Origin of the sequence: Streptomyces sp. NPDC087787 (assembly GCF_044743035.1) — a bacterium.
In the GTDB taxonomy this organism is placed as follows: domain Bacteria; phylum Actinomycetota; class Actinomycetes; order Streptomycetales; family Streptomycetaceae; genus Streptomyces.
Map to the genome: position 1 here is coordinate 284,549 of NZ_JBIUVQ010000005.1, position 18,179 is coordinate 302,727.

General features: G+C 72.1%; 18 protein-coding genes and 1 pseudogene. 12 read left to right on the plus strand and 7 right to left on the minus strand.

Annotated features, from left to right (window positions below):
* Nucleotides 1-27 precede the first annotated feature (27 nt).
* Together ACIOWN_RS11010 and ACIOWN_RS11015 are read right to left on the minus strand one after the other, a co-directional pair.
* Nucleotides 28-558 carry a hypothetical protein gene (locus ACIOWN_RS11010; RefSeq protein WP_362356212.1) on the minus strand — a complete coding sequence of 177 codons (531 nt, stop codon included), beginning with the start codon at nucleotides 556-558 and terminating at the stop codon, nucleotides 28-30.
* Between the two features lie 280 nt (nucleotides 559-838).
* Nucleotides 839-1,075 carry a hypothetical protein gene (locus tag ACIOWN_RS11015; protein WP_362356070.1) on the minus strand — a complete coding sequence of 79 codons (237 nt, stop codon included), beginning with the start codon at nucleotides 1,073-1,075 and terminating at the stop codon, nucleotides 839-841.
* A gap of 150 nt (nucleotides 1,076-1,225) precedes the next feature.
* Between ACIOWN_RS11015 and upp the strand changes: the two genes are divergently transcribed.
* Nucleotides 1,226-1,861 (plus strand): uracil phosphoribosyltransferase, encoded by a 636-nt coding sequence (gene upp / locus ACIOWN_RS11020; protein ID WP_326803176.1) that lies wholly within the window; start codon nucleotides 1,226-1,228, stop codon nucleotides 1,859-1,861.
* A gap of 82 nt (nucleotides 1,862-1,943) precedes the next feature.
* Here upp and ACIOWN_RS11025 read toward each other — a convergent pair whose 3' ends face one another.
* The 3 genes and pseudogenes from ACIOWN_RS11025 to ACIOWN_RS11035 form a co-directional block, all read right to left on the minus strand.
* Entirely contained in the window at nucleotides 1,944-2,564 is a 621-nt protein-coding gene (locus ACIOWN_RS11025; RefSeq protein WP_401981723.1) for a LytR C-terminal domain-containing protein, read from the minus strand.
* 150 nt (nucleotides 2,565-2,714) lie between these two features.
* On the minus strand, nucleotides 2,715-3,011 hold the full coding sequence (locus ACIOWN_RS11030; protein WP_004943146.1) for a type II toxin-antitoxin system VapB family antitoxin: 297 nt from the start codon (nucleotides 3,009-3,011) through the stop codon (nucleotides 2,715-2,717).
* A 332-nt stretch (nucleotides 3,012-3,343) separates the two neighbouring features.
* Nucleotides 3,344-4,029, minus strand: a pseudogene (locus tag ACIOWN_RS11035) (HhH-GPD-type base excision DNA repair protein).
* 185 nt (nucleotides 4,030-4,214) lie between these two features.
* Here ACIOWN_RS11035 and ACIOWN_RS11040 point away from each other — a divergent pair.
* The 9 genes from ACIOWN_RS11040 to ACIOWN_RS11080 all read left to right on the plus strand — a co-directional run bounded on the left by ACIOWN_RS11040 (nucleotide 4,215) and on the right by ACIOWN_RS11080 (nucleotide 14,521).
* Nucleotides 4,215-6,284, plus strand: a complete 2,070-nt coding sequence (locus tag ACIOWN_RS11040; RefSeq protein WP_401981587.1) for a copper resistance protein CopC — start codon at nucleotides 4,215-4,217, stop codon at nucleotides 6,282-6,284.
* Between the two features lie 239 nt (nucleotides 6,285-6,523).
* Nucleotides 6,524-6,814: a hypothetical protein gene (locus tag ACIOWN_RS11045; protein ID WP_362356072.1), complete on the plus strand. Its 291-nt coding sequence runs from the start codon at nucleotides 6,524-6,526 to the stop codon at nucleotides 6,812-6,814.
* A gap of 11 nt (nucleotides 6,815-6,825) precedes the next feature.
* The gene (locus ACIOWN_RS11050; RefSeq protein ID WP_362356073.1) at nucleotides 6,826-7,758 is read left to right on the plus strand and encodes a DUF2637 domain-containing protein; all 933 of its coding nucleotides are present in this window, start codon (nucleotides 6,826-6,828) and stop codon (nucleotides 7,756-7,758) included.
* A 92-nt stretch (nucleotides 7,759-7,850) separates the two neighbouring features.
* Entirely contained in the window at nucleotides 7,851-8,177 is a 327-nt protein-coding gene (locus tag ACIOWN_RS11055) for an STAS domain-containing protein (protein WP_401981591.1), read from the plus strand.
* A 110-nt stretch (nucleotides 8,178-8,287) separates the two neighbouring features.
* Nucleotides 8,288-9,754: an MFS transporter gene (locus ACIOWN_RS11060; RefSeq protein ID WP_362356077.1), complete on the plus strand. Its 1,467-nt coding sequence runs from the start codon at nucleotides 8,288-8,290 to the stop codon at nucleotides 9,752-9,754.
* 122 nt (nucleotides 9,755-9,876) lie between these two features.
* A complete protein-coding gene (locus ACIOWN_RS11065; RefSeq protein WP_362356079.1) occupies nucleotides 9,877-10,374 on the plus strand; it encodes a MarR family transcriptional regulator in 498 nt (165 codons plus the stop codon).
* 214 nt (nucleotides 10,375-10,588) lie between these two features.
* Nucleotides 10,589-11,884 carry a magnesium transporter MgtE N-terminal domain-containing protein gene (locus ACIOWN_RS11070; RefSeq protein ID WP_362356081.1) on the plus strand — a complete coding sequence of 432 codons (1,296 nt, stop codon included), beginning with the start codon at nucleotides 10,589-10,591 and terminating at the stop codon, nucleotides 11,882-11,884.
* A 491-nt stretch (nucleotides 11,885-12,375) separates the two neighbouring features.
* On the plus strand, nucleotides 12,376-13,968 hold the full coding sequence (locus tag ACIOWN_RS11075; protein ID WP_401981726.1) for an NRAMP family divalent metal transporter: 1,593 nt from the start codon (nucleotides 12,376-12,378) through the stop codon (nucleotides 13,966-13,968).
* 67 nt (nucleotides 13,969-14,035) lie between these two features.
* Nucleotides 14,036-14,521 carry a hypothetical protein gene (locus ACIOWN_RS11080; RefSeq protein ID WP_362356085.1) on the plus strand — a complete coding sequence of 162 codons (486 nt, stop codon included), beginning with the start codon at nucleotides 14,036-14,038 and terminating at the stop codon, nucleotides 14,519-14,521.
* Nucleotides 14,522-14,560: 39 nt separating this feature from the next.
* Here ACIOWN_RS11080 and ACIOWN_RS11085 read toward each other — a convergent pair whose 3' ends face one another.
* A complete protein-coding gene (locus ACIOWN_RS11085; protein ID WP_401981596.1) occupies nucleotides 14,561-15,283 on the minus strand; it encodes a GAP family protein in 723 nt (240 codons plus the stop codon).
* A 159-nt stretch (nucleotides 15,284-15,442) separates the two neighbouring features.
* A complete protein-coding gene (locus ACIOWN_RS11090; RefSeq protein ID WP_401981599.1) occupies nucleotides 15,443-16,018 on the minus strand; it encodes a DUF1990 family protein in 576 nt (191 codons plus the stop codon).
* 977 nt (nucleotides 16,019-16,995) lie between these two features.
* Between ACIOWN_RS11090 and ACIOWN_RS11095 the strand changes: the two genes are divergently transcribed.
* Both ACIOWN_RS11095 and ACIOWN_RS11100 read left to right on the plus strand, forming a co-directional pair.
* Nucleotides 16,996-17,616, plus strand: a complete 621-nt coding sequence (locus ACIOWN_RS11095) for a restriction endonuclease (protein ID WP_401981602.1) — start codon at nucleotides 16,996-16,998, stop codon at nucleotides 17,614-17,616.
* Entirely contained in the window at nucleotides 17,613-17,999 is a 387-nt protein-coding gene (locus ACIOWN_RS11100; protein ID WP_401981605.1) for a hypothetical protein, read from the plus strand. Before ACIOWN_RS11095 ends, ACIOWN_RS11100 begins: the two co-directional genes overlap by 4 nt.
* Nucleotides 18,000-18,179: the final 180 nt, after the last annotated feature.

An 18,179-nucleotide genomic window follows, 5' to 3' on the forward strand; every position in this document is an offset into this window, starting at 1 on the left:
CGTTCGTCCGCAGCGCGTCCGGCCCGGTCAGCGGACGGTCTCCAGGACCTCCGAGGCGCCCAGGGCCTCGGCGATGGCGCTCAGGGCGTCGTCCGGGTCCAGGGTGCGCAGCTCCTTCGGACCGACGCCCAGATCGGCGAGGATCCCGCCGTCACCCAGCGGGCTGTGCGTGATGGCCTCGCCCGACGGCTCCTCCTCGTCATCGGCGGAGGCCGGTTCGCCCTCCTCCGTGCCGTCGAGGTCGAGGGAGTCCAGGTCGGGTCCGTCGTCGCCGGGTTCCCGGCCGAGCAGTTCGTCGGTGAGCAGGATCTCGCCGTACGAGCTGCGGGCGGCGGCGGCGGCGTCGGACACGTAGATGCGAGGGTCGTCCTCGCCCTCCACGCGGACCACGCCGAACCACGCGTCCTCCTGCTCGATCAGGACGAGCACCGTGTCGTCGTCGGTCGAGGCTTCCCGGGCCAGCTCGGCCAGGTCGGCCAGCGTCTCCACATCGTCGAGCTCTGTGTCGCTCGCTTCCCACCCGTCTTCGGTGCGCGCGAGCAGTGCGGCGAAGTACACCGTGACTCTCCCACTGGTCATAGGCGTGCCGGTTGGGGGTCCCCCCGGCGGAGGTTGTGGGCGGGGGAGCTGGGCTCCGAGCCCCACCCACTCGGAATCGTGGCAGAAACAAGGCCTTCAGGGGACGTCTTCGGCTCCCTGTGTCCAGCAGTTTTGACCGCACACCGGTAAAGGACTCACCAGCGCGCACGTTGCCGCCACCAGCGGATCGTACGCGGCTTTCCCCCGGCGGCAACGCACACCCACCGTCGGAGGCGTCCGTGCGGGTGCAGGTGGCGTCCTACCAGCGGAACGTGCGCATGCGCATGGCGTGCCGCAGCCGGGCGGTCCTGGCGCGGCGGGGCTGGACGCGGTCGCGCAGGGCCCGCGCCTCGGCGAGGTCGCGCAGGAACCGGGCCCGGCGGCGGCGCCGTTCGGCGTCGGCATCCACCGCGCCGGCCGTCTCCGGGAGGTCCGCCGTCTCCCGGCGCGCGCGCCGCGACGGATCCTTGCCAGGTTCCCGTTCCCGATCAGGCATCGGCTCACCACCCCAGTCCGTCATTCCCACTTTCCCCCCGATGGCGGGATTGATGCCACACCGGAGCACGGTGGCGGAGGTGCGGTCCGTGCCGCACCCCCTGGGGAAGCGGGCGGGCGGGCCGGATCGGGGCCCGATTATTCTTGGCCCATGCGTCTCCACGTCGTCGACCACCCGCTGGTCGCTCACAAGCTCACCACGCTGCGCGACCGCCGCACCGACTCCCCGACCTTCCGGCGGCTCGCCGACGAACTGGTCACCCTCCTCGCCTACGAGGCGACCCGCGACGTGCGCACCGAACAGGTCGACATCAACACGCCGGTCGCCCAGACCACCGGCGTCAAGCTCTCCCACCCGCGGCCCCTGGTGGTGCCGATCCTGCGGGCCGGACTCGGCATGCTGGACGGCATGGTGCGGCTGCTGCCGACCGCCGAGGTGGGCTTCCTGGGCATGATCCGCAACGAGGAGACGCTCCAGGCCTCGACGTACGCCACGCGCATGCCGGAGGACCTCTCCGGCCGTCAGGTCTACGTCCTCGACCCGATGCTCGCCACCGGCGGCACGCTGGTCGCGGCCATCCAGGAACTGATCAAGCGCGGCGCCGACGACGTGACCGCGGTCGTCCTGCTGGCCGCCCCCGAGGGCGTCGCCGTCATGGAACGCGACCTGGCGGGCACCCCGGTGACCGTGGTGACGGCCTCGGTCGACGAACACCTCAACGAGCACGGCTACATCGTCCCTGGCCTCGGAGACGCGGGCGACCGGATGTACGGCGCCGCCGAGTAGCTCCTGCTCACGGCCCGACGCCCCTCAGCCGGAGCACCTGCGACCACCACGCGGCCGCCCACCACCGGGCGGCCGCGGAACCTCAGCAGCCGCTCTTCGGAGTGGTCGCCTCCGGCTGCGGGGCGGTCAGGGCGGTCAGGGCCTCGTCGGCGGCCGCCGGCCGGGTCAGCGCCTTGAAGCCGGTGCCGATGATCAGGTCCACGTCAGTGCCCTTGCGGGTGTCGGTGCGGCTCTCCGCCCCGGCGAGCTGGGTGGCGAGGACGGGCAGCGAGGTGTTCAGCGAGGACGCCGGGCCGAGGAGCAGTCCGGCTCCCTTGACCTTCTTGTCGAACGCCTCGCTCGCGTTGCCCACCTGACCGATGCGGAAGCCGCGCTTCTTCAGCTCGTCCGCGGTCTGCTTGGCCAGGCCGCTGCGCGGCGTGGCGTTCAGGACGTTGACCGTGATCTGGCCCGGCTTGGGCAGCGCCCGGGCCGCGTTCGCCGGCGACGGGCTCGCCGTGGGCGATGCCTTGGTCGAGCAGTCGCTGCTGGCCGCCGAGGCCTTGCTGCCACCGGTGAAGACATCGATGAGCTGCCACGTGCCCCAGCCGATCACGCCCAGCACCGCGACGGAGGCGGCGGCGAGGAACGCGAGCCTGCCGCGCCGCCGGGGCTTGCGCATCCGCGGGTATCTGTTCCCCGTGATCCGGTACTTCCCGCCCATGCCGGGGGGAGTCAGCATGCTCATGGGCGCAGCGTAGTGCGCGTGAGCGGTGATTCCTACTAGATGATCATTGGTGACCGCTCAGCTGAACCCAAAAGGTCCAAACCGTCGTCGAACGGCGGTCCGGAGGGTGGCCCGAAGCCCGGAGGCTCAGTCCAGCTCCAGCACGCGCGCGTGCAGCACCTGGCGTTGCTGGAGTGCCGCCCGCACCGCGCGGTGGAGGCCGTCCTCCAGATACAGGTCGCCCTGCCACTTCACGACGTGCGCGAAGAGGTCGCCGTAGAACGTCGAGTCCTCCGCGAGGAGGGTCTCCAGGTCGAGCTGCTGCTTGGTGGTCACGAGCTGATCGAGGCGGACCGGGCGCGGCGCGACGTCCGCCCACTGCCGGGTGCTCTCCCGGCCGTGGTCGGGGTACGGCCGGCCGTTTCCGATGCGCTTGAAGATCACACGGAGAGCCTACCGGCCCAGACCTTCCGGGCGCAGCCCGGCCACCGGAGTACGGCGCTGGAAATGCCGCGGCAAAACCGGGCGAACCGGGAACGGGGGACGGAGCTGCCGGGATGCCGGAGATGAGCGACGGCGGAGATCGTGCCACGGCCGCGCGGTGCGGGAGTCCCGGCCGTCCGGCCGTTGTGCACAGGCTGTGGACAACGGGTCACGCGGTACGGGGGACGTGCTCGGCGTGCCCGCGGACGCGGAAGGCGGTGACGATCTCGAAGATGCCGACCACCACCAGCCGAGCGCGATGAGCACCGCGGCCGACGCCGGCGGAGAGTCGATCAGCACGATCCCGGCGATGCCCTGCTCGACTTGCCGGTTCCGGCCGTCTGGGCTGTCTGGGCCGTGGTGGCTGATTTGGCCGCTTTGGCCGCCGCCTTCAGCTCCTGCTTGTGCGCCCGCACTCTGGCCAGCGACTCGGGCCCGGTGATGTCGGCGACGGACCGGTGGGAGTCCGGCTCGCCGTACGCTCCCGCCGCCTCCCGCCACCCCGTGGGCCGCACACCGAGCTGCTTGCCGAGCAGTGCCAGGAAGATCTGCGCCTTCTGCTTGCCGAACCCGGGCAGCTCCTCCAGCCGTCGCAGCAGTTCCCGCCCGCTGTCGACGTCCCGCCAGATGGCCTCGGGGTCGCCGTCGTAGTGCTCGACGAGGTACTTGCACAACTGCTGGACCCTCCCCCTGGCTCTCAAGGAGCAGGGGGGACCCCCAAGGCCATCGACGCCGGGTAGCGGTGCACGGCCGGTTTGTCCGACAGGAGCCGGGCGAAGGTCTCCGGCTCGAAGGCCACGATCTCGTGGGCGTCCAGATCGTCGGTGCCCATGCGCCTGGCGATCGTCGCCGGGCCGGTGAACGCCCACTCCATCGGGATCTGCTGGTCCAGCAGCATGCCGACCAGGGCGGCGAGCGGACTGCGGCCGAGGAGCGCGTCGGCCTCGGGGTCCTGGGCGAGGTGAAGGGTGACGTCCATGTCCCGATGGTCGCCCGCCGGACGGCGGGACGCAGCCGGAGCACCCCGGAGAACGCGGGGAATCCCCGGTGGGCAAGACTCGGTGAGCAGAACGCCGCCTTCGTCCGTACCCATCCAGAAGCCGGCGAGTGCCAAGACGGAGAAGTGACGTGACCGGACGGCGGGGCGAAGGTCGGGACGGCGCTGTGCGCCGTGGACGCGTACGACGGCGGCGACTTGGGAAGCTGACGCTGCTCGGCGCGGTACTGGTCCTGCTCCTCCTCGGCGGCGCCTCACCCGCCTCGGCGCACGCCGCCCTGCGGGGCGCGGACCCCGCCGACGGAACCGTCCTCAAGTCGGCGCCCGGCACGGTCACTCTGTCCTTCACCGAGTCCGTCAGCCTGCTCGACGACTCCTTCCGTCTCTTCGACCCCGAGGGGCGGCGGGTGCCCACGGGTGAGCCGCAGCACGCTCCGGGGCGTCCGGACACGGCCCGGGTGGCGTTCCCCGGGGGACTCGGCGAAGGCACGTTCACCATGGCGTGGCGAGTGGTGTCGGCGGACAGCCACCCCGTCTCCGGCGCCTTCACCTTCTCCGTGGGAAAGCCGTCCCCGACGACGGCCGCGATCGACACCGGCCCGGCCGAGAACCCCACGACCCGCGGCCTCTACGATCTCGCGCGCTACACCTCATACGGCGCCGCCGCCCTGCTGATCGGCACGGCGGCCTTCGCACTGCTGTGCCGCCCGCCGCACACGGGCCCGCTGCGCAAGCCGCTGGTGGCGGGCTGGTGGGCGCTGCTGGCCTCCACGCTCGCCCTGCTGGTGCTGCGGGCGCCCTACGAGACCGGGACCGGTCCGGCGTCGGCCTTCGACCCCGCGGCCTTCGCCCGCACCCTGACCGGCCGCCCCGGCCTGGTGCTGCTGACCCGCCTCGCCCTGCTCGCACCGGTGGCACTCCTTCTCGTACGGCTGTCCCGGCGCCGGCCGGAGGAGAAGCCCTCGCGCGCGAGCCTGGCGGCGGGCGCCGCGCTCGCCCTCGCCCTGGCGCTGACATGGGCGGGGTCCGAGCACGCCTCGGCCGGCATCCAGGTTCCGGTGGCGATGACGTCGTCGGTGCTGCACCTGCTGGCGATGGCGGTCTGGCTGGGCGGCCTGACGGCCCTCCTGACCACCCTTCAGCACGCCACACCGGACGAGCCGGAGACAGGGCGCGCCGCGCCACCGGCCACGCGCCGGAAAGTGCCCCCGGCTTCTCCGGACGGCGACCCGGAGCCGAGGGCGAAGGCGGCGGTCACGGTCGCTGCCGAGGGCAGCGGCGGCCGTACGACGGTCGCGGCCCTCAAGGGCACCGCGGCCACGGAGGCCTCGGACGGCGCCGCGACCACGGCCGCTCCGGTCGACGGTCCGGCCGACGCAGCGGCCGGTGCGGTTGACCGGTCGGCGGCCGGCGCGTCGGAGCCTTCCGCCAACGGTCCCGCGCTGACCGCCGCGGTGGTGCGCTTCTCCCGGATCGCCTTCGGCGCCGTCGTCGTTCTCGTGGTCACCGGCGTCTACCAGTCCTGGCGCGGCCTCGGTTCCTGGACCACGCTCACCGGCACGGAGTACGGCCGGCTGCTGCTGGTCAAACTCGTAGTGGTGGCAATGCTGTTGGCCGTGGCGGCCCGCTCCCGGCGCTGGACGGCACGGCTGGTGACGGCAGACGCGGCGGACACGGACCCGGCCGCGTCCGACGGGAAGGCTCCGGCGGAGGACCCCGGTACGAAGACATCCCCGTCCGCCCCCGACGTCTGCCGCCGCGCCCTGCGCCGCTCGGTGCTGGCCGAGGTCGCCGTGGGCATCGCGGTCCTGGTCTTCACCACGGTGCTGGCGGGCACCCTGCCGGGCCGCGCGGCCGCCGAGGCGGCGCAGGCCACGCCCGTGGCCGGGGTCCCGGGCGCCTCCGTCACGGTCATCCCGTTCGACGTCGGCACCCCCGGCGGTCACGGCAAGGTGCAGATCACCCTGGAACCGGGCCGCGTCGGCCAGAACGCGGTGGAGGCCGTCGTCTACGGTCCGGACGGCGGTCTGACCACCGTCCCCGAACTGCGCCTGTCCCTGTCCCTGCCCGCACGGAACATCGGCCCCATCGACGCCGCGCTGACCAACAGGGGCGGCTACTGGGGCACCGACACCCTCAATCTCCCGATCCCCGGCACCTGGACCATGAAGGCGACGGTACGGGTGTCGGAGATCGACCAGGCGAGCGAGGAGCGGAAGGTCCACATCCCGCGCTAGCGGCCGAGGGACGCCGGCCGCCGCGTCACCCGTGGGGAACGCGGCGGGTCGATACCCGTGACATGCGTCCGAAGGGACGTATTGTCGACGTGCCGCACGCCGAACGGCGGCTCACCGCTCCATGTCCGTCTCTTCATTTGTACGGATGAGACATCCGATCGCACATATAGAGCTAATCGGGGAATTCCTTCACCCATTTGCCGCGCATCCGGGGAAAGTCCGACGGCGTTAGTCGAGATATGACTAAGGCAACCAGGGAAGGGTACTGGGGTCTGTTCGGGGGTCAGGAGCGAGAGGACCCGGTCGCCGCGCACGCGGTGGCGCTGGGTCCCTACACCTACCTCCCCGCCCCGGTGCACTCGTCGGCGACCGTCAACGGGACCCTGACCAGAGGCGGTTTCCCCGTCACCCTCAAGGTGACGGAACCCCTGCTGCGGGATTTCCTGGACGCGATGAGCACGCTGGAAGCCGACCTCGCCCGCCGCTGGCTCGGATCGGTGGGCCGGTCCCGTTTCCCGGGAGCGGAATAACCGGCCGCGTCATGTACGACGAACGTATCGATCACCGTTCCGGCCATTCGACAGATTATTCGGGCTATCCGGGCCATCCCGGCCACGTAGGCGGATACCAGGGGGCGGGCACCGGCCGGCACCGGGGTCCGGCGGAGTTCTTCACCTCTCCCCTGGAGCCGCCGGACGCGACCTGGGACCCGGCCGAGGAACTGGCCTTCATGCTCCAGGACGCCATGGAGGAGCACCGGCCGGACATCCCCGGCATCCCTGATGTCCCCGTCGCCCTCGACGAGGCGCCGGTCGCCGAGCCCGGGCCGAACACGCCCCTGGAGAACCTCCAGGTGACCACGGAGGAACTGCCTCCCCTGCAGGCGGTCACCCGGCGCCATCGAAAGGTCAGGGAACGCAAGCGTCCGGACGTCCTGCGGACCACCAGTCATGTCATCGCCGCGCTGACCGCGGTGATCGCTTCCTCGGTGAGCTTCTTCGGCGGAATGGTTGCCTACGATCCCCTCCGCGTCGTGGCCGTGGCCCGTATGGAGGGCGGCATCGCCTCCTGGTGGCCCCTGCTCGTCTACGGTCCCTGGCTGGTCGCCTCGCTGTCCGTGCTGCGATCCGCGCTGCACCGGCGCCGCGCCGTCCACTCCTGGAGCGTGGTGCTGATCTTCTCGTCCATCGCCATGCTCCTGTGCGTGGTGCAGGCGCCCAGGACGATCGTCGACATCGCCGCGGCGGCCCTGCCGGGCCTGGCCTCCCTGTCCTGCTTCCAGCAGCTCGTACGCCAGGTCACCCTGACCCGCCCTCCCCGGCGGGCCACGCCCCGCCACCGTCAGCCCCGCACCCCGCACCTTGAGACCCCGCCCATGTCCCCATCCGCCGCCCGCGTCCGCGACACCCGCCGCACCGCGACGACGGCACGACCGGTGCGACCGGCCGGAGGCACGGCGGGTAAGAGGCTCTGAGCCGGACGTTCCCCGGCGCCGGGCCCCACGGACCTGGCGCCGGGTTCACCATGGAGGTGGACGGAGTGTGGCGGACGCGAAGGAGGGCTGCCATGACAGCAGCGCATCTCCCGGCGTCGCCCTTGGTGATCAGGGCGACCGACGACCGGCGGGCCGAGCTGATCCTCACCGGGGACATCGGTGCCCACGCCCTGTGGCCGCTGGAGGAACGACTCGCGGCACCGCCGCTGAGTGAGACCGACGAGTGGGTCGTGGACATGAGCGGGGCCACCCACCTCGACCTCGCCTGCGCCTACGCCCTGCTGCGGGTCGCCACACGGTGGCCGGCGACCGCGGTCACCATTCGCGGAGCCCGGCGCGCCGTGCACCGGACCCTGCACCAGGCGGGGTTCGACGCGGTCGCGGTGATGGAGGACTGAGCAGGCTCATGAGGTCAAGAGGACTCTCATGAGGTCGAAGGGGTGGCGTCGTGGGAAGTCTCCGATTGGACGGAGCCCGAATAATTCGGTGACCGATGTAATCTGACGTCATGGCTCCGGATACGACGCGCACCCCGCCCCGTCCGCGCTGGCCCGCCGTGCTCACCGTGGAGCGGGCCCGCCCGGAGGGGATCCGGTCGCGGCCGAACGCCTGGCGGCTGGCCGTGGCCACGGTGTGCTTCGGGGCGTTCATGGGCCAGCTGGACGCGAGCATCGTGACGCTGACCTACGGCAGCCTGCGCACCGAGTTCCACACGTCGCTCGCCGCGGTGGAATGGGTGTCGCTGGCGTATCTGCTGGCCCTGGTGGCTCTGCTGGTGCCGGCCGGGCGGCTGGCGGACGCCCACGGCCGCAAGCTGCTGTACCTGTACGGGTTCGCCGTCTTCACGCTGGCGTCCGCCGCCTGCGGACTGGCGCCCTCCCTGGTGGCGCTGGTGGGCTTCCGGGTGGTGCAGGCGGCCGGAGCGGCGTTGATGCAGGCCAACAGCGTCGCACTGGTGACCACCAGCGCACCCCGCGGGCGGATGCGCACCGCGCTCGGCGTGCAGGCCGCCGCACAGGCGCTGGGGCTCGCCCTGGGGCCCACGGTGGGCGGAGCGCTGGTGTCCACCCTGGGCTGGCGCTGGGTGTTCTGGGTGAACGTGCCGGTGGGGGTGGTCGCGCTGGTGAGCGGGCACTATCTGCTGCCGCGCACCAGGGCCCGTACGAGGGTGGCCCGCTTCGACTGGGCCGGACTGGCGCTGCTGGCCGTGGCGACGACCTGCGCTCTGCTCGGCGTGTCCGCGGCCTCCGGTCTGCCGGTGCCCGGCTGGAGCGTGGTCCTGCTGTTCTGCGTGGCCGCTCTGGCCGGCTGGGGGTTCGCCCGCCGTCAGCGGCGGATCGCCGCGCCCCTGCTCGACCTCGCGCTGCTACGGGTGCGCGCGGTGACGTCCGGGCTGGTCGGGGCGCTCAGCGGATACCTGGTGCTGTTCGGCCCGCTGGTGCTGGTACCGGTCGTGCTGACCGCGCGGGGGGCCTCGGAGCTGACCGCGGGGCTGGTGCTGACCGCGCTGCCCGCCGGGTTCGCCCTCGGCGCCACGGGCGGTGACCGGCTGCTGCCGCGCTCCCTCAGCGACCGCGGCCGGTGCCTGACCGGAGCCGGCGTGTTCCTCCTCGCCACGGCCGCGCTCATGGCCGTTCCGCTGACCATCGCCTGGCTGGTGCCGCTGCTGGCCCTGGTCGGTGTGGGGCTGGGGACGTTCACCCCGGCCAACAACGCGCTGATCATGGGTGCGATCCCGGCCCGTTCCTCCGGCACCGGCGGCGGTCTGGTCAACATGACCCGCGGCCTGGGCACCGCCCTGGGGGTGGCGCTGGTGACCCTCGCCCTGCACCTGGCGGCAGGCGGCGGAACCGAGGCCGGCGCCCGGTGGTCCGCGGCGATCCTGGTGGCGGTGTCGGCCGTCGCCGTGGTCTCGGCCCGGCTGGGTCCCGAGGGGGGTGACCACGGGCGGCCACGGCCGGAACTCGGGGCGTGAGGAGGTGAGTGAGACCGGTGAACCACGCGCGTGAACCGGCGGACAACCCGCGTGAACCGGCGGACAACCCGGTGCCGCCGCGAGCAGGAGGGCGCCCGCGCGGACCCGGCTACCCTTGCCGCATGCCCGCGCAGCCCCGTTCCGAGCTTCCCCTGCCCGGCCCCGCCGCCGAGGCGCCGGACGCCCGTCTGCTGACCGAGGCTGTCACCCGCCTGCGCCGCGCCCTGCGGGCCTCGATCCGCACCGACTATCCGTGGGAGAAGCTGCCCATGGCCCAGGTCGAACTGCTCCAGGTGCTCGGCGAGCACTCGCCCGCCCGGATCAGCGACCTCGCGGCCCGCCAGCGGCTCGCACCGAGCACCGTCAGCGGACTGATCGGCCAGATGATCACGACGGGCCTGGTCGCGCGCGAGGTCGACTCCGCCGACCGCCGCGCCTCCGTCGTCACCCTCACCGACGCCGGCCGCGACCAGCTCACCGCGTGGACCACCGCCCATGAACGCCGGATGGACGCCGCCCTGGCCTCCCTGGACGACACGACCCGCTCCGCCATCGCCGCCGCCTTGCCGGCCCTCTTCCAACTCGCCGAACAACTGGGCCAGTTGGAAGACGGCTCCTGACGCCGTTCGAGACACCGTTCGAGACGCCGATCGACACTCCACCTTGCCGCCGGTGGGGCGTTTGCGGGCGTTTGGGGTGATTCCATACCGTTGGTCGCGAGGGTAGTCGACGTTCGGGCAGGGCAGAGCGATGACCGTGAGTCCGTCTTCGCCGCGGCCGGCGGCACACCGGGAGCGGTCGTCCGTTCATCTGTCGGCGCTGGTGAAGCGCCCCGTGGTGGACCCGGGGGACCGGTCGCTCGGGCGGCTCTCCGACGTGATCGTCCGGCTGCGCGGCGCCGACTATCCGGTGGTGACCGGGCTCGTGGTCGGCGTGGGCGGCCGGGAGCTGTTCGTCCCGGTCGAACAGGTGGCCGCTCTCGACGCCGAGGGCCTGGTGGAACTCGAGAGCGCACGGCTCGACCTGCGGCCGTTCGAGCGGCGCGAAGGTGAGGTGCTGCTGCGGGCGGACGTACTGGGGCACCGGCTGATCGACGTGGGCGAGGCCCGCCTGGTCCGCGCGCAGGACCTGGAACTGGCCGACCGCGACGGCCAGTGGCTGCTGTCGGGCGTGGACACGCACCGCCCGCACCGCCTGCTCGGGATCTTCGGAGACCGTGCGACGGGGCACGCGTGCCGCGACTGGAAGGCGTTCGAGCCGCTGATCGGACACAGCCGCAGCGCGCTGGTCCGCCGTCCCACGGCCAGGATCCGGCGCCTGCGGCCCGCGGAGATCGCCGACCTGCTCGAAGACGCCTCCAGGGACGAGGAACGCGAGATCCTCGGCGACGTCCGGCAGGATCCGGAGCTGGAGGCCGACGTCTTCGAGGAGTTGGAGGAGGACCGGGCCTCCCGGCTGCTCAACGCCCGCACCGACGAGGAGATCGCCGCCGTCCTGGCGCGGATGCGGGCGGACGACGCGGCCGACGCCATCGACGATCTGCGCCAGGGCCGCAGGCGACCCGTGCTGGACCTGCTGCCCGCCGGACAGCGGGCCAAGGTGCTGACCCTGATGGGCTTCAACCCCGCCAGTGCCGGAGGCCTGATGGGGATGGACTTCCTGGCCCTGCCCCCGGATACGCCCGTGAGCGAGGCCGAGGCGGCGGTCAGGCGCGCGAACCGGCTCCAGCCGGAGGCGCTGACCAGCGTCTACACCGCCGACGAGGAGGGCCGGCTGCTCGGCTGGGTCGGGCTGGTCACCATCCTGCAGAGCGACCCCGGACTCCGGCTGGCCGAGGTGAGCGAGGCCGATCCCGTGCGCGTCGGCCCGGACACGGACCTGGTGGACGTCGCCCTGCTGATGACGGACTACAACCTCATCACCCTGCCGGTCGTGGACGACGAAGGGGTCCTGCTCGGTGTGATCACGGTCGACGACGTACTGGAGGCGACGCTGCCGGAGGACTGGCGGCGCCGGGAAGTGGCCCCGCCACCCGACGCCCACCGGACCGTTGAGGCCGGAAGCGTCCCTGGCACCACTGGTGCCGGCGGCGCCGGGGGCCCGGAGGGACGTGAGGAGCCCTCACCATGAGGGAACCCCGGCAGCCCCGGCCCGACCGGCACCCCGCCCGGCGCCCGCCGCAGCAACCGCCGCCCGGCGCCCGCCCGGAGGCCGGTCCGCCCGAGTCGGGGGCTCGCTCGGCGGACCGTATGCCCCGGCCCGGCGCGCGTCCGGAGGACCGTCCGCGTACGCCGGGCTCGCGCCCGGACGCGCCGAAGTCCGGCAGCCTGCCCCCGGACTCGCCGAAGTCCGGCAGCCCACGGCCGGACGCGCTCCCCGCGCCCGGCCCGCACCCGGACTCGCCCACCAAGCCCGGCCCGCCCCCGGCCGGGGGCGGCCCCACACCCGGCCCGCGCCCACAGGCGCACGGCGCCGATGCGCACCCCGCAGCCACGGACAGGCCATCGGTCCCACCGGTCGGTCCCGGCGCCCGGGGGCACGCCGCCACGCCGACCCGCGACGGCACCGCCCGTGACCAGAGCCCCACGCCACCGGCGAGCCCCCGCCCCCGCCGCACGGCGGTGCTGGACGAGGCCCACCTCGGTGACATCGAGGGGGCGCTGGGACGTATCCGGCTGGAGGAGGCGGACTCCAGCCGGAGTCTCAAGCGGCGGCTGCTGACCTTCCTGGCGATCGTCGGCCCCGGCCTGATCGTGATGGTGGGCGACAACGACGCCGGCGGGATCTCCACGTACGCCCAGGCGGGCCAGAACTACGGCTACAGCCTGCTGTGGGTGCTCCTGCTGCTCATCCCCGTCCTCATCGTCAACCAGGAGATGGTGGTCCGGCTCGGCGCCGTCACCGGTGTCGGGCACGCCCGGCTGATCAACGAGCGCTTCGGCAGGTTCTGGGGCTGGTTCAGCGTCGGCGACCTGTTCGTGCTGAACTTCCTGACGATCGTCACCGAGTTCATCGGCGTCTCGCTCGCCCTGAGCTACCTCGGCGTCGACAAGTACATCGCCGTGCCCGTCGCCGCCGTCGCCCTGGTGGCGATCACCGCCTCGGGCAGCTTCCGGAGCTGGGAACGCGCGATGTTCGCCTTCATCGCCGTCAGCCTGCTGCTGGTGCCGCTGGCGCTGATGTCCCACCCGCGCTACGGAGCGGCCGCGCACCACCTGGTCGTCCCGGGCGTGCGAGGCGGGGTCACCTCGGAGGCCGTCCTGCTGATCATCGCGATCGTCGGTACGACCGTCGCCCCCTGGCAGCTGTTCTTCCAGCAGTCCAACATCATCGACAAACGCATCACACCGCGGTTTGTCGGCCATGAGCGCGCGGACACCGTGCTGGGTTCCCTCGTCGTGATCGGCGGCGCCGTCGCGGTCGTCGTCGTCGCCGACTACGCCGTGAGCGGTACGGGCGCGGCCGGGCACTTCACCGACGCGCTGGGGGTCGCCGAGGCCCTGGGCGGGCACAGCCGCGTGCTGGGAGTGATGTTCGCGATCGTGCTCCTGGACGCGTCGATCATCGGCGCCGCGGCGGTCACCCTGGCCACCAGCTATGCCTTCGGCGACGTGTTCAACCTGCGCCACTCCCTGCACCGCAGCTTCCGCGAGGCCAAGGCGTTCTACGGGACCTACGCCGGGATGGTCCTGCTCGCCGCCGCGATCGTGCTGATCCCCGGTGCCCCCCTCGGGCTGATCACGACCGCCGTTCAGGCCCTGGCCGGACTGCTCCTCCCCTCCGCGTCGGTTTTCCTGCTGCTGCTGTGCAACGACCGGGCGGTCCTCGGCCCCTGGGTCAATCCGCGCTGGCTCAACATGGTGGCGTCGACCGTCATCGCGGTGCTCCTGATGCTGTCCGGGATCCTCGTCGCGACGACCCTGTTCCCGTCGCTGGACACCACCCGGATCGCGCTGTGGCTCGCCGGTGTGCTGGTCGTGGGGCTGCTGGGCGCGGCCGTGGGACTGCGCGCCATCCGCGCCCGCCAAGGTCCGGCACCGCCTCCGCCTCCGCGGATCCCCCGCTCGGAACGCGAGAGCTGGCGCATGCCTCCCCTCGCCCTGCTGGAGCCGGTCGTCTGGTCCCCCGGACTCAGACTCGGCATGGGCCTGCTGCGCGGCTACCTGGTGATCGCCGCGCTGCTGCTGGTGGTCAAGGCCGTCCAGATCGGCTGAGCCGGGATCGGGGACCTGGCCGAGGACCGGACGCGGGGCGACGATGGAGAGGTGAGGGAGGCCTGATGTGATCGCGCCCCACCTGCACCACGGAGATCGTGTGGTGGCATACCTGCTGCCGGTGTGGACGAGGCTCCCCGCCGCCGACCGCGCGGGCGTGGCGGCGGCCGTGCTGGGGGCGGCGCTCGTCGCCCTCATCGTGGGTACGAGGGTGCGGCGGGGCCGTTGCCGTCCGTTCAGGAACCCGCGCGCCCGCCGGGCCGCCGAGCCGGTCGACACGTCATGGTTCACCGCCCATACCCTGGACGGCTTTCCCGAGGAGGCGGTCCGCGCCACCCTGGGGACCCCGGCCGCCCCGTCCCGCGAACGCCTCTACGCCGCCTGGGTCCTCGCCACGCACACCCAGGGCACGGACGCCGTATGGCTGGAGAAGAACCTGGCCCTCCCCGCCGACGCGGCCCACCTGATCACCGAGGCCGCCGAAGCCAGACGCCGCGAGTTGTCGGCACAGGAGAACCGCGCCACGAAGACACGCGAAAGCGACCAGCCCTGACTGGGCCGCAGGCCCGCGACAGCGATCAGCAGAGGCCACTCAGGAGGCGAGGACGCTGATGCCGTCCCCGAGCAGCTTGAGTCCGAGGACGGAGAAGAGGACGGCCATGACGGCGGCGTTGTGCTGTGCTGCCCAGTCCCGCCAGCCGGTGAGGATGCTCTTGGCGCGTTCTCCCATGGACAGGTAGACGGCCAGCGGCGCGAGGACGCCGAGCGACGCGATGACGACGAAGATCGCGAGTGCCCCGATCTGCTGCGGTACGGAGATTCCGGCCGCGCTGATCGAGGCACCGGCGGCGATGGTCAGCGGGGCGTTCTTGGCGTTGGCGGCCGAGAGCAGCAGCCCGAGCCCGAGCACCTTGAAGGGGGTGAAACGGTCGATGGCCGCCATCCACTTCGGCAGGTGCGCCTGTGAGGGGTCACGGGGGCGTCCCTGCCACTGCCGGACGGCGAACAGGACGAGCAACACGCCCAGCGCGAGCTTGAGGGCTCCGACCCAGGTGGCCGGGTGATTGTGCGTGGACGCGCCGCCGGAACCTCCCACCGCCAGCATGATCGCGCCGAGGACGGCCAGGCCGAGGATCCAGCCGACAGCGAAAAGGGTGCCGTTCAAACGTCCCTGCGGGGTGGCCAGGATGAGGATGATCGCCACGATCGGGAGCGGACTGATCGCGACAGCGGCCGCCAGTCCGAGCACATCACCGACGGCGTGTCCCAAGGCGGCCTCCTCGAAGTGACCGGAGAGATCGGGTCCGCTACTCATCGTGCGCCGAACACCGCCCGCAGACGCGGTGTCCATGTCGTACGGGTGACTGATCGACCGGCGAAGAGTGGCCGGGCTTCCGCCACCCGCGCCCATTCGAAGGGCGCTCATGAGGCCCATGACCCGATGGCCCACGGGCAGTGCCGCCCGGACGGCGGGTCACTCCACGTCCGCTCCTCCACTGGGCAGCAGGGCGCGCAGATAACGTCGCCGGAAGACCCGCTGCGCGACCAGCAGCACCGGGAACACCGGGCGCCACCACCCGTGTGGAGCGGCACCGGTCAGGGAGCGGATCGTCAGCGCGACCGTGCCGTCGGGGGACCGGTGGACGATGAAGGCCTCCTCACCGCTGACGGGATGACCGGGCAGGGTGCCGTAGGCGAAGCCGCAGCGGTCCGGGGTGTCGACGACGGCGACGACCTGGACCGGCTCCCGCACCACGCATGGACCGAATGCCGCGGTGACCTGGTACTCCGCCCCCTCGACGACCCGCTCTCCGGCACCGTCGCGGCCACTGACTGTGAAGCCGCTGCGCCGTTTGACGCCCCAGCGCAGCACCGCGTCCGCCGCGGCTTGCCAGTCCGCCTCCCCGCGGCCGATGACGACCGTACGGGCGTAGGGGCGCAGACCCGTGTTCCCAGACGGCCATGGCTCGTCGGCGGGTCGGGTCGCCCCGGCCGGGCCGTAGGTGAGTGCGCCGGCTGACGGGCCGCGTCTCGTACGGCTGTGGGGCATGACGCTCCTGGGGGGCGTGCGGGCGGGCCGTGATCGTAACGTGACGGAGCTCCTCCGCCAGGACAACGTCGAGGGGCCCCCTGTTTCCAGGGGGCCCCTCGACATCGTGCCCGGTGAGGCACTGGCGGAGGATACGAGATTCGAACTCGTGAGGGGTTGCCCCCGACACGCTTTCCAAATGTTCGCCCGGGGGTTCGGGGAGGGACGGAGGCGTTCTGACCTGCGGTGCAGCGGGTGCCAGCGGGGGTTCCGGACGTCGCTGGACGGGGGTGAATGAGACCAAAACTGAGACCAGAGGTGGCTACGTTGCCCCTGATCAGCGACGGTCCCGAGGCGATGTGAGGGCCGAATCGGCAACGGGCCCTCGCACGGAGATCAGCCGACGTTCTCCTCATCGTTCAGGAGCCGCATCGCGTATACGTGTTCCTCGGGGTGCCGTGCCAGTCGCGCCATCACCCAGGCAGTGCGAGCGTCCATGCCTGGCCCGAACTCGGCGGCTAGGCGGCGGGCCTGCCATGTCGTCCGAGGTGCAAGCACCCAGCGCACGAGCGGGAACCGTACGCGGCCGGTGGCGACCGCGGTCCTTCCTGCCGACGTGCGTCCATTCTCCGGGGAGGGGACGGGTCCGCCCGGTGCGTGCGATGTCGAGTCGGCCACCCGGCGAGTGTCGCGGCGCAATCGGCCTCTACGGAGTCGATTAGCCCGGTGAACACCGGAAAGAGCGGCGGACGTCGCTGTTGTTGACGTCCGATGTGGTCGCATCGTTCACCGGTACCGGGCCCACGCTGCCCCGCCAGGCAGTCGGGATCCGGTCATGGCCGACTTGCGTCCTTCTCGCATTGCCTCGGGCTGCTCAGACTGCCGTACACGGACCTGAGGGGGGGAGGGCTTCGATCGTGGCTGGGCGTAGACGGGGTGCGGCTGCTCGCAGGCGGCGGGCGGCGCGGCTGAAGGCGGTGGCGGCCGGCGGTGGTCTGGTGCTGGTCCTGCTGGTGGTGTTCTGGTCGGCCGTGTGGCCATACATCACGGGCGCACTGGTCCTCGGTGGCGTCGGTGCGGCGGGCTGGTGGCTGTGGCGTACGGACCGGCTTGTGCGTGGACGAGACCGTCTGTGGCGGCAGGAAGAGGCGGTGAAGGCCGGGCACCGGACTCTTGCCGAGGTGGACGCGATGACCGGTACCGAGTTCGAGGACTTGGTCGCAAGCCTCTGCCGACGGGATGGCTGCACAGAGGTCCGGCGAGTGGGCGGTGCGAACGATAACGGCGCCGACGTCGTCGGCCGCCTCCCGGACGGGCGGACCATGGTGATCCAGTGCAAGCGCTATGCGCCGAGCAGCTCGATCGCGAGTCGCGAGTTACGCGATCTGTTGGGTGCCAAGGTGCACTTCGGGGCCGACCTGGCGGTGTTCGTGACGACCACGCGCTTCAGCCGGCCCTCCGAGCGGTTCGCGGTGCAGCACGGCATCCTCGCGGTGCACCGCGATCACCTCGGTTTGTGGAGCAACGGGGCCTCCCTGCTGTCCCTGAGTGAGGTGAACGGCAGGGGACAGGGAGACTCCCGGCACCGAGCGCGATGGAAGCGGGCGTACGGGAGATGACCGGCCTCGCGGGTGCGCGAGGCCGGACCTTGCAGGATGCTCGCAGCGTGGTCTCAGGTTGTACCGACATCGCTCGTGGACGGCGGCGCGGTTACGCGGGCGGGTACGCCGACCAGGCCGTCGTCACCGTCCTCGCCGTCTTCGGCGCGTTTCTTGCGGTCGCGTGCTCCGTCCAGGGTCATGTCCCGCTATGTGGTGTAGCAGCGATCAAGGCGAAGCTGCAGGTGGAGCCCCAAGCCGGCTCGCCCCGACGCAACCACTGCCTGACTGGCCGTCAGGTGAAGGCGGTCGTCGTGACCGTCATCGCCGCGCCTGTTGGGCCTGGCTTCGAAGAAGGCTGCGTCAACGCCGGCATCGCAGCGCCTCGGGCAGCAATGCACTGACGCAACGTCAGGTCAACCCGATGGGCGGCCACTCGAATCAGGCCCGCGAGCTGCACTTTCGTGGTGATCGCTGCTACACCACTCGGCGGGACACCATCCCGTCCAGGTTGTCGAGGCTTCCGCGGAGGAAGTCGGCGAGGGTGCTGGCGGTCTCCGCTCCGCCGAGGCGCCGGGTAGGCC